Origin of the sequence: Xenorhabdus entomophaga (genome assembly GCF_037996725.1) — a bacterium.
In the GTDB taxonomy this organism is placed as follows: domain Bacteria; phylum Pseudomonadota; class Gammaproteobacteria; order Enterobacterales; family Enterobacteriaceae; genus Xenorhabdus; species Xenorhabdus khoisanae.
This window is the reverse complement of record NZ_JBBMXH010000294.1, coordinates 1-715: the sequence shown is the minus strand read 5'-3', so window position 1 is coordinate 715 and position 715 is coordinate 1. Positions and strand designations below refer to the sequence as shown.

Sequence of the window (715 nt, the reverse complement as noted above, 5' to 3'; positions counted from 1 at the left end):
AATAAGTATCCCCCGGCATAGCCGGGGGTTTTTCATATGCGCCTATAAGGCTTTCTTACCAGCCGCGCCCTAACAGGCGCATCGCAATCTGACATTTGCATTCTATGGATTACTTACGGCCCGTAAACGGGCTACCAGGATACGGGATTGATAACTGTTCTCCCAATTTATCCGCATCCAGTTGGTGCTTTATGTATTCCTGGATCTTAACTGTATTTTTTCCCACTGTATCAACGTAATACCCCCGACACCAAAACTCTCGATTACGATATTTGAATTTGAGATCACCAAATTGCTCATAAAGCATCAGGCTACTTTTCCCCTTCAGATACCCCATAAAACTCGACACACTCATCTTGGGCGGGATTTCCAGAAGCATATGGATGTGGTCCGCACAACATTCTGCCTCCAAGATGTTCACGTTTTTCCATTCACAGAGTTTTCTTAATATGCGGCCTATCGCTCTCCGTTTTTCTCCGTAGAACACCTGCCTTCGGTATTTTGGCGCAAAGACTATGTGATATTTACAGTTCCATCGGGTATGCGCTAAGCTCTTCTCATCCCTCATTGTGGGACCCCCTTTCGATTTTTTGATTCACTTTTGCAGTTGCCAGACCGCAAGGTGTTTTAACAAATCAAAAGGGGTTTTTATAGCAGACTTATAGCTGTAAGCTCTACGGAACCCCCAGCCAAGCTGGGGGTTTTCTATATACAA

Annotated in this window: 1 protein-coding gene; it reads right to left on the bottom strand. The window is 44.9% G+C overall.

Annotation, left to right across the window (positions count from 1 at the left end; genetic code table 11):
* Positions 1-109 precede the first annotated feature (109 nt).
* Positions 110-568, bottom strand: a complete 459-nt coding sequence (tnpA, locus tag AAC854_RS22845) for an IS200/IS605 family transposase (protein WP_340619092.1) — start codon at positions 566-568, stop codon at positions 110-112.
* Between the last annotated feature and the right edge of the window lie 147 nt (positions 569-715).